The 10,482-nt window shown below is 46.0% G+C and carries 8 protein-coding genes and 1 pseudogene; 3 read left to right on the forward strand and 6 right to left on the reverse strand.

The window, feature by feature from the left end:
- Positions 1-430: 430 nt before the first annotated feature.
- The 4 genes from QUA27_RS26515 to QUA27_RS26530 all read right to left on the reverse strand — a co-directional run bounded on the left by QUA27_RS26515 (position 431) and on the right by QUA27_RS26530 (position 5,945).
- Positions 431-1,723, reverse strand: coding sequence for a sensor histidine kinase (locus QUA27_RS26515; RefSeq protein WP_333071957.1), 1,293 nt, complete (start codon positions 1,721-1,723; stop codon positions 431-433).
- 58 nt (positions 1,724-1,781) lie between these two features.
- Positions 1,782-4,292 (reverse strand): ATP-binding protein, encoded by a 2,511-nt coding sequence (locus QUA27_RS26520; protein WP_333071958.1) that lies wholly within the window; start codon positions 4,290-4,292, stop codon positions 1,782-1,784.
- A gap of 27 nt (positions 4,293-4,319) precedes the next feature.
- Entirely contained in the window at positions 4,320-5,111 is a 792-nt protein-coding gene (modA, locus tag QUA27_RS26525; protein WP_333071960.1) for a molybdate ABC transporter substrate-binding protein, read from the reverse strand.
- Between the two features lie 99 nt (positions 5,112-5,210).
- The gene (locus QUA27_RS26530) at positions 5,211-5,945 is read right to left on the reverse strand and encodes a class I SAM-dependent methyltransferase (protein ID WP_333071961.1); all 735 of its coding nucleotides are present in this window, start codon (positions 5,943-5,945) and stop codon (positions 5,211-5,213) included.
- Positions 5,946-5,997: 52 nt separating this feature from the next.
- Between QUA27_RS26530 and QUA27_RS26535 the strand changes: the two are divergent.
- Positions 5,998-6,270 (forward strand): annotated as a pseudogene (locus tag QUA27_RS26535) (DUF1348 family protein).
- 392 nt (positions 6,271-6,662) lie between these two features.
- On the opposite strand, the gene QUA27_RS26540 reads toward QUA27_RS26535, so the two are convergent.
- Positions 6,663-6,896, reverse strand: a complete 234-nt coding sequence (locus QUA27_RS26540; protein WP_333071962.1) for a hypothetical protein — start codon at positions 6,894-6,896, stop codon at positions 6,663-6,665.
- 598 nt (positions 6,897-7,494) lie between these two features.
- On the opposite strand from QUA27_RS26540, the gene QUA27_RS26545 reads away from it, so the two are divergent.
- Complete coding sequence (locus tag QUA27_RS26545) at positions 7,495-7,926, forward strand: hypothetical protein (protein WP_333071964.1); 432 nt, start codon at positions 7,495-7,497, stop codon at positions 7,924-7,926.
- Between the two features lie 380 nt (positions 7,927-8,306).
- Here QUA27_RS26545 and QUA27_RS26550 read toward each other — a convergent pair whose 3' ends face one another.
- On the reverse strand, positions 8,307-8,519 hold the full coding sequence (locus tag QUA27_RS26550; protein WP_333071966.1) for a hypothetical protein: 213 nt from the start codon (positions 8,517-8,519) through the stop codon (positions 8,307-8,309).
- A gap of 259 nt (positions 8,520-8,778) precedes the next feature.
- Between QUA27_RS26550 and QUA27_RS26555 the strand changes: the two genes are divergently transcribed.
- Positions 8,779-10,482 (forward strand): DUF4347 domain-containing protein (locus QUA27_RS26555; protein WP_333071968.1); only part of this gene is annotated, 1,704 nt, incomplete at its 3' end.

Raw genomic sequence — 10,482 nt, forward strand, 5'->3', positions numbered from 1 at the left:
CTGTGACTCGATGTGAAAACCTTAGCTACTAAGCATTTTACCATGCTTAGCACTGATTTTTTGTTTAAGTCTCGTTAGGACGAAATCGATTGCTGAAACCCTTACTCTGATTACCTATGCCCTGCCTCCTGCCTCCTGCTATAGCTATCCTCTCGAATTACGGTGATGCAGCAAAGGATGATTTATCGGTGGATGAAATGGAGATAACGATATTAATGGAACTAGCTTCGCAGTAGCGCCAGCTAATACATCCAGGACTTATACAAAAAATAGTTTAATGCGTTACCGATAGGGGTTAAGGTGCGTAATGCACAGCCTACAGTATTAGTTTGTGAGTAAGTCCTATTCCCATAAAATCCTAATTACTATTCTCTAAGATAAAGAGTATTCAAATTGATTGATAATTGTTGCCGGAACCGTAACCCTTCTTTTAAGCAACCTCTACTATGACCTGTCGCACCGGAATCTGTACGACAAACTCAGTGCCCTTCTCCAGAGTGGAATCACACTCAATCTTGCCACCGTGTTTTTCAGTGACGATTTGATGACTGATCGACAGTCCCAAACCAATGCCTTTGCCCACAGGTTTGGTGGTGAAGAACGGATCGAATAGTTTAGAGCGAATGAGTTCCGGGATACCGACTCCATTATCGGCAATGCTAATCGCGATCGAGTTAGCACTACCGATCGAGGTGCTGATGGTAATGGTAGGTTGTTGGTTATCCCTGACACCTGATGTCTGCAAGGCATCGATCGCATTACTGAGGATATTCATGAATACCTGGTTGAGTTGACTGGGGTGGCATTCGACCTCCGGTAATTGCCCGTAGTTTTTGATGACTTGGATGGCCGGAAAATCGGGTCTGGCTTTCAGACGGTGTTGCAAAATCAACAGAGTGCTGTCGATACCGGCATGGATATCAACGGGTTTGCAATCGGCTTCATCGAGGCGGGAGAAGTTGCGGAGGGAGAGCACCAGTTGGCCAATCCGATCGCTCCCCATTTTCATCGAACCCAGCATCTTCCACAAATCCTCTTGCAAAAATTCCAGATCCAGGTATTCTGCCCGCTCTCGGATTTCTGCTACCGGATTGGGATAGTGCTTCTGGTACAGTTGCACCAACTCCAGCAGCTCCTGAGCGTATTCTTTGACATAGTTCAGATTGCCTTGAATGAAATTCACCGGGTTGTTGATTTCGTGTGCGACTCCCGCCACCAATTGGGCTAGGGCAGACATTTTTTCACCTTGCACTAGATGCACTTGAGCTTGCTTGAAACTTTCTAATGCCTGGTTGAGTTCGTTGGTGCGCTGTTCCATGATCCGAGTGGCATTCCGCAGTTGGAGATGCACCCGAATCCGTGCCAATACTTCTTCATGCTGAATCGGCTTGGTGATGTAGTCCACCGCACCCAGGCTCAGCCCTTTGACCTGATCCAGCGAGTCGGAGAGGGCGGTCATGAAAATAACTGGAATATCGCGAGTGGCGGGATTAGCTTTGAGCCGCTGACAGGTTTCAAAGCCATCGATCCCTGGCATCATCACATCCAGCAAAATCAAATTGGGCTCAGACGATTGCACTCGTTGCAGTGCAGTTTCACCATTTTTGGCGATCGCCACCCGGTAGCCCTGTTCGCTCAACAAATCAAACAATACTTGCAGATTGGTTGGGGTATCATCTACGACTAAGATCGTGTTTTCTTGAGATATAGAATAGACTGACATCAGCAAACTCCTAAATATATTGAAGGGATGAATGGCCAATGGTAGATCGATAAAGTGGCTAAACCCGTGGCTCGATTAGACGCAGAATGGCTTCCTCATCAAACTGTTGACTCAGTTCTAGAACTCTGTTCACAAAGGCAATATATTCCGGCCCTAATTTCTTTAAGCGATGGGCTTCCTGCTGGATATCGGTCATAAAACCACCCTGAGCCGCAGCATAAAGGGTTGCCAGTTCTGCAGCAGGCGGTATTAAGATGCTAACCTCATCGGTGTTGCTGACAGTGGGTTGAGTCGCCTCTGTTTCGGTTTCGTAAATCCACTGCAATTCTAGATATCGCTGCAATTCGGCAAGCAACCCAGTAAACTCGATCGGTTTGGGGAAAAAGCTATTGCACCCTGCATCCAGACTTTCCTGTATATCCACCTGAGACAGAGTAGCAGGGGAGGCAATGATCGGAGTTTGGGCAAAGTCTGGCAATCGTCGCAGGCGACGGGTCATTTCTAAGCCATCCATAATCGCCATATGTACATCGGTAATAATCAAGTCGGGTCGCGTCTGGATAGTGGTATCAAAACCGGCCTGCCCATTATCAGCTTCTGTCAGCTTGAAGCCCAGCGGTTCCAACATATTCACTGCCACCAGACGGTTTTCTTGGCGATCGTCAATGACCAGAATTTTGCGTCGTTCGCCCTGATAGCCAATAACCTTGTGGTTGGCGATCGCATTTTGTGTTGTCCAATCCGATGCTGGAAGCAAGTCGATCTCAAACCAAAAACTGCTGCCCTGGCCCATTACACTCTCGACGTGAATTTCGCTGTCCATCTTCTGGATGATTTGTTGACCGATGGCAAGTCCTAGTCCAGTGCCTTCGATGTTGCGATCGCGTTTCCCGGCCTGCTCAAAGGGTAAGAAAATCGTGGATAGTTTTTCTGGGGCAATGCCAATGCCAGTGTCTTTAATTTGGAAGCGAATTCTTGAAAGTTTTGAGTTTTGAATTTTGAGTTCTGAATTTGAGTCTTCTGATTCCACCGCTTCTACCCGAAACGTGACGGTACCAGAATCGGTAAATTTGACCGCATTGCTGAGCAGGTTGAGCAACACTTGCCGCAGGCGTTTGTCGTCAGCATGGACGGCAGTGGGCAGGTTGCTCGCGGGCTGGTAATGAAACTCTACGCCTTTTTGCACTGCCTTGACGCGGCAAATATCCACAGTAGAAGAGAGGAAGTTAGCCAGATGGAAATCCTGGGGATAGAGTTCCATCTTTTGCACTTCCAGCTTGGACAGATCCAGAATGTCGTTGATCAGGGTGAGTAAATGGGAACCGCATTGATAAATCACCCCCAATCCTTTCATCTGTTTGGCGGTGGTGGCGGGGTCGCGCTGGAGGATTTGGGTATAGCCGAGGATGCCGTTGAGGGGGGTGCGGAGTTCGTGGTTCATGTTGGCAAGAAACTCGCTCTTGGTGCGGTTGGCGGCTTCGGCTGCTTCTTTTGCCCGCAATATTTGTAGTTCTGTGGACTTACGATCGCTAATATCGCGGCACACAGCAACTCCCCCTTTCAATGCACCACTGGCATCTCTCAGAGGTCTGCTACTAGCTGTCAGCCAGAAGCCCTTTGGGGCCTGGGGATGACGAGTAAAGATTTCCATATTGTCTACCTCCTCACCCCGAAGAGCCCGCACTAAGGGAATTTGCTCTGTTGGAAGCGGAGTTACCCCATCGGCATGAAACAGTCCATATTGCTCCGACCATTCTTCCGGCTGGCTGTCGGGTATTTTGCCAAACATCTGCTCGGCAGCGGGGTTAAACACCAGGAATGGACCGTTTTCATCGAGAACGAGCACGCCATCGCTCATGCTGTTGAGGATTAGTTGCAACAGGCCAGTCTGGTTTTGAAACGTCTGGTTACTTTGCTGAAGGTCGGTTTCGGCTTGATTCCGCTTCAGGATTTCACTGCAAATCAGGCCGTAAGTCCACAGAATAATTCCTAGGTTGAGGGCGATGCCCACCAGAAATGCCATCATTGCCAGAAGGGTTGTGTGGGTGGCAGCTTGCTGTTTCTGCCGCCACCCTACGATTTCGATCGCTTCGATCTGCTGGGTCAGCAGCGTAATCTCGTCGAGCAGTCGTGGGGGGGTGCGATCGATCGCCGCCCCCGCCCCTTTGGTGTCCCGGAGTTCCACGCCCTGCCGGAGTTCCTCCAGGCGACGAAGGATAAATTCTTCCAGGCGCTTGGTAGCTGCCTGTTGGCGGGGATCGTTCTCTAGCAAGCTTTGCAATTGTCGCAATTCTTGATCGACATCAAGCGTCCGAAGCCCAAATTTCCTGAAGTCATTTTTGTTTTGCGCGAGCAGGTATTGCCGCTGGATCTTTTCAGCATCCTGAAATGCACTGGTCAACGCTTCCAAACTATTGAGCGCTTTTAGATGTTGGGCGATCTGGCGGTTAGTTTCTAAGGTGCGGTTAGCGCTCCAAAATGCGATTCCACTCACTGCTAATGCCAGGAAAGTGGCTGCTCCCAGGCTCCCGGCAACGGTTTTGAGAAAGTTAGAGGGTTGTTTCATCATGTCTGTCTCGTGCTTAGTTTCGTGGATCTAAGACCGCAGAGGGCGGAGTCCAAATTTTTGAAATACTGCCATTGCCCGATCGCTGCTTACAAAGTCCAAATACGCCTGCATTTCCTGGAGATGGGGAGAGGTTTTAACCACAGCGGCACCGGAGCGAATTGGCTCATAGAGGTCGGGCGATACGGTGGCTAATACCTTGACTTTGGAAAAAGCTTTGGCTTCTGGCAGAAAGGTAATGCCCACCTCTGCCTCTCCCTGCTCGACGGCTCGCAAGATTTGCCGCACATCGACCTTTGCCCAGACTGCCTTGGATTCTACTGCCTGAAGGATGCCTAACCGACTCAGAATGGGGTGGGTATATCTGCCAACCGCCAGGTCTTTGTTGCCAATTGCCACTGTTTTGAGGCGATGGCTCGCTAACTCGTGCAAATCATTCAGTTGCACCGCAGCAGAATCAGCCGCAGCAATCACCACAATATCGGTGGTCACTAACTCCCGACGGCTTTCGGGCAGAATCAGCCCTTGGGCTTGCAACGCATCCAGCGCTGAAATCTCGGATAACAAAACCCCATCAAAAGGTTCTCCCTGCTCAATGGCTGCCCGGATTACGCTTGTTCCGGCAAATGTCGGATTCAACCAGATATTGGGGTGTTCCTGCTGATAGAGTCGATCAATTTCCTCCACGGCAGTGCGAACCATGCCTGACGCAGCCAAATTGAGCGTTACCGCCTGGATTTGGGGTGGGGAGGAGCAACTGCCCAGCCAGAGGGTGAGCGTCAAGGAGAGGAAGCACAATGTCAGCCATCGGAGGAGTTTCATATCAGGTTTCCTGAGATTTAAGTTTCTAAGACCTAGATGGGGCTGTAAATTTCGGAACAGTTACTAGAGCGACTCTCGGTTGTCTTTAATATAAATTCTCTAATATAATTTCTTGGCAGTGATACAAACCATTCCATTAATCATCTCGTTCTGAAGTACCTGTAAACCTATTTCAGATAGCCGAGCGCACAACCAATTTTTATTGAGCCGCAGTTTTTGGTAATAACTGGCACTGAATGACCACCGATCGCCCTGTTTTTGATAGAGTAAGTCATGGACTGCTACGCTGTTTTCCTGATACTCCAAGAAACAAGTAAGGATTGTAAACTCATCACTTTGTACAGGAATAAAACGCTGAGTTCCATGAAGCTGTGCTGAAACATAATCGCGGAAAGTTAAAATCAACATCCCATTATCAATGAGGCAGCGCTCAATGTCCAAAAGTAATGAATCGACAGCACTCCATGATTCTAGGTGTGTAAGTGTGTCGCCCATGCAAACAATGAGCTGCGCCTGTTCCTGAATATGTTGCGAGAAATTAAGCAGATCGTCGTGAATGGTACGGATGGAAAGATGTTTAGCGCGATCGCGTAACTCTGAAAGTAGGGCATCACAGAAATCTATAGCTACTACCGAAAAGCCTAATTTCGCTAAAGGAATAGATTGAAATCCTGAGCCTGCACCTAAATCAATAGCTAATCCTCGCGGTGCGGAGTCGAGCGCCAATTGACAAAAAAGAGCGTGATTTCGTTCGATCGCTGCTTCAGGATTTCCTGACATCCAACTGTAAACGGCAGCAAGTTGCTGGTTATAGTGGTCTTGTGCTGTGTTCATTATTATACTAAGTTCGATGACTCATTGAAAAGGAGCAAAATCATTCAACCCGATGGAAACTAAACCACAACTGCCACCTTTTACGCGGGAAACTGCTAAAACTAAAGTTCAAATCGCAGAAGATGACTGGAATAGTCGCGATCTAAAACGAGTAGCTTTAGCTTACACCGAAGATTCACCGTGGCGTAACCCTGCCTAATTTTTCAGTGGAAGGTAACAAACCAAGGCTTTCTTAAAACGAAAGTGGGCAAAAGAACTAGACTACTGTTTTAAAAATGAACTGAGGAGTTTTACAAACAGGCGGATTTCTGTGCGCTTTGAATAGCAGTGGCACGAGGTTCAGAGTGCGGATTTGTTCCTTAAAATAATCCCAAAATATCGAAGGAAGAGGGAAAGGGGAAGAGCTGAAATGGTGACAAAAATGGCTAAAAGAAAGTTTTGTTCAGCTTTGCAGCCCTTTTACATCGTTGATAATTTGACAGTTTATTGGGTGTAAACTAATATATTCTCTAACTTATTCTTGACAAATATCCATAAAAATTACCCAATTTTTTGCCCGCATACCAACTTGAAATTTACTGTGCAAACGATAAATACGTTTGGGTTGTTTTGGACGAGTTACATATTTTTTTTGCTCCATTTTTTGACTAATTTTCCTTCAACAATTGTCGCTGTATAAGCGATGCTTACTAACAACATTAAGATCAATAGCCTGGGTTATGATACTTGGGCATCTTCAATGTTATAGCTACCGCTTTTATAATCTCTAAACATTTCTTCTATATCAAATTTTTGTTTATAAGCGCTTATAGTAGCTTTTAAGGTTTTCAATTTACTTAATATAAACCCTCCTTCTTTGACTGTGACTCCACGATATTTTCCTTTCCATTTACAAGCGACATTAGCTTTAAATCCTTTAAATTTTGCTGGCGGGGTGACAACCCCGCCCAAAAGCCAGACAGGGCAAAGATTTGACTCACCTGTGTTAAAAAAAGATAGGTCAAGCTAAAGTTACACTCGACCTATGCCAAAAATATGTTACCTAGATTATATCAGACTCACTTCCAAAGAGAACTAACCCCCTCTCAATTTTTAGTTATAGAAATAGTGCTCAATCTCTTAACCTCAGAAAAACAGGTGAGATTAGAACTACTTGCTCGCGTATTTACGTACCCCATTACCACGCTCATGTCGTCGCCGCAAGTTACAAAGATTTTTAGATTTACCCAACTTACCTTAACCTGTCTGTGGTTTCCGCTAATTACCTATTGGTTGACAAATTATTGCCAACCCGGACAGAAATTATTGAGCGCGATCGATCGCAGCCAATGGGGATGTATCAATCTGTTTATGGTTAGTCTGATATGTCCGCGAAGAGCAATCCCGTTATCTTGGTCCCTGTTACACCAAAACGAGGTAGCAGTAATATTAATGAGCAGATCGCCGTCATCTCAACTATTTTACCCTTATTTAAAGATTATCAGCTCGTGGTACTAGGCGATGCCTGAATTCTGTTCAGTAGATTTGGCCAACTGGCTGAGAGAGCAAGATGTGTATTTTTGCTTACGACTCAAACGAAATCATTGTATCGAAACCGAAAATATGCTGCAGGCTACAGTTAGATGAGTTAGGGATCACGCCCGGAACATCTCTATACTTTCAAGGTGTAAAAGTTAGAAAGGCTAAGCCACTGGCCGGATTTGATGTTTTCTGCAAATGGAAAAGGAATTATCAAGTATGGGCAGTTAACGAGGCGTGGTTTATTCTAACTAACTTAGGTAGTTTACCGGAAGCTATCGCTGGTTATAAGCAACGGATGGGAATTGAGAAAATGTTCCGTAATTGTAAAAAAGAAAGCTATAATTTAGAGGGTACATGGTTAATAAAGAAGCGATTAACTAAAATAATTTTTTTGATTTTAATTGCCTCCTATATTTGCGAGCTTATTGAAGGTATTGTAGTCCAAGAAAAGCATTTATAAAAGTATTTTTTTGCATAAAAAAACCAAATAACTTATCGCAGACGCAGTAAACTTTGAAATGGCAATTAATTATAGCCAAAAGTGGGTTAACTATCTTGAACAATATGCTGAACCTGTGGAATAGTTAATGAAGTTAACTTGTAATAAGCGTCACTTTTATCAAAAAGGTCTCAGGACTAGAACCTTTCTCAGGCAAGGTTTATAGCTATATTTGTCACCCCCAGGATCGCAGCAGTTGCCCTTAATTTGATGAATCCTCACCGTTTAAGAGATTGGTTGACTCATTGCTGCTACTGTACCTCACAGCATCGGCAAGTGCTGTAAATTCCGTGTGATCGCGGATGGCAAAGCTGCAGAAATAGGGGAAACTGATAGATAGGTTAAATAAAAATGAGCGAAATAAACAAGGCCGCTGGCAGTTCCAGAAGCTCTGGATTCAAGGCTGTATCTACCCCTAAACTCACTTTTGGAGGACTCAATGTGTTGGCTTCTTTAAGAGAAACGACTCGATTCTCGGAATAGGAAAATTTACCATCCAAAAGCTTTGTATTCAAGGACTCCAGCATCAATGACGGTGAATATTTTGTTTCCAAAATTTTGGCTGGGGAATTTGACTGCATCGAGAAAAAAACCTCGGCACTTCAAAAATATGCCTCTATCCTGAGAGATTGATAAAGTTTGCACAACTTCTGACGGCGGCTCAGATCAACTGTAATTAGGCTATGTTATCCTTAGTTCGGATTACCTAATCCCTACAAAAGTTAATTGCAAAAATCGCACAGTTATCAAATAAGCTTGATGAGATAACTCCGGGGCGTATCTACCAATAATGCCCTTAATGGAGTCTCCAAAATGAGTTCTACATTCGCTCAAGTTAACTCACAATCTTCTTTTGAAAAACAGCCACCGCGCTCCTTAGTCTTCATTGACTCCGGCGTGAAAGATTACGAGTCAATTGCAGCGGGAGTGCTGCCGGGACAGCAGGTAGTAATACTCGATCGCACCAAAAATGGCATCGAACAAATCACCTCGGAAATTGACAAATACGCCTCTACTAACGGGGCGATAGACTCGGTTCACATTATTTCTCACGGCAGTTCTGGCAGCCTACAATTAGGCAATACTGCTCTGGGTTCAGATAACATAGAGCAATACAAAAGCCAGTTGGAAAAGTGGCAAAGTTCACTAGCCCCACAAGCAGACATCATGCTGTACGGCTGCGATGTAGCAGGCGGTACAGGTGCTAATTTCGTCGATCGCTTCAGTCAATTAACCGGGGCTGACGTTGCGGCATCCACCAACACAACCGGCAGCGGCGGCGACTGGAATTTAGAATTTGCTAGGGGTCAAATTGAATCGGACTTAGCCTTGCAGCCAGAGGCTATGGCTAGTTACCAAGGTGATTTAGCTACGATCGTAGTAGCCAACAATAGCGATAGCGGGCCCGGTTCATTAAGGGCTGCGATCGCCACCGCTGTTGCAGGAGATACAATTACCTTCGCTTCAGGTTTAGCCGCCCAAACTATTACCCTCACCAGCGGTCAACTTGATATTCCCGCTGGCAAAAACATCACCATTGACGCGGCTGCAGCACCCGGTTTAACCATCAACGGCAACAATGCTTCGCGGGTAATCCGCATAGGAGGTTCGACCAATGTTACTCTAAAAAACCTGATTGTTGCCAACGGCAAAGTTTCTGGAACCGATCCGAATAATGAGGCAACTAGCGCCGGTGGTGGCATTCAAACAGGAGGTAGCAGCACTTTAACTTTAGAAAACTGCCAAGTCAATAATAATGCTGCCGGTTTTGGTGGCGGCATTCACACTGGTTTTCGCAGTACGACCAATGTAATTAACAGCAAGTTTAGCGGCAATGACGGTTCGCTAGCAGATAATACCGAACGCGGTGGCGGCGCGATCGCGACTAAAAGCGGCGGTGTTTTGACTATCAGAGATAGCGAATTTACCAACAACAAAGGCAGCTACGGCGGAGCTGTTAATAACCTGTTGGGCAGCATGACGATCGAAAACTCTAAATTCACCGGCAACCGCACAGAGAAAGGCGTTGGTGGCGCAGTTTACGTCGATGGGGCTAATGCTTCGGGGCCGAATGCAACCCCCGGCTCAGTTGCCGGAACTATTGCTATTCGCAACAGCGTTTTTGATGGCAATATCGGAGCGAGAGAAGGAGGAGCGGGATTTTTATTTGGCTATCTTCAAGATAAGATAGTTTTGGAAAATAGCACTTTTATTAACAATAAAGCTGTTAAGGATCTAGCAGGAGTTGGAGGTTCGGGAGGCGCAATCCGTCACGGAAATACGGATCTTACGGTAACAAACTCCACTTTTGCTAATAACCAAGCTGAAGATAATGGGGGCGGTTTGTGGTCGGGAGAGAATGGAAATATCAGCATTGTCAACAGTACATTTTCCGGCAACAGCGCTGCTAAGCAGGGCGGAGGAATGCTTATCGCTAACCGAGATTCCTTTTCGACTAACATCGTCAATTCGACTTTTGCTAAGAATACCGCTGAATTTTCGGGAGGTATTGCTACT

Origin of the sequence: Microcoleus harperi Pol14_C6, from assembly GCF_036701295.1 — a bacterium.
In the GTDB taxonomy this organism is placed as follows: domain Bacteria; phylum Cyanobacteriota; class Cyanobacteriia; order Cyanobacteriales; family Microcoleaceae; genus Microcoleus.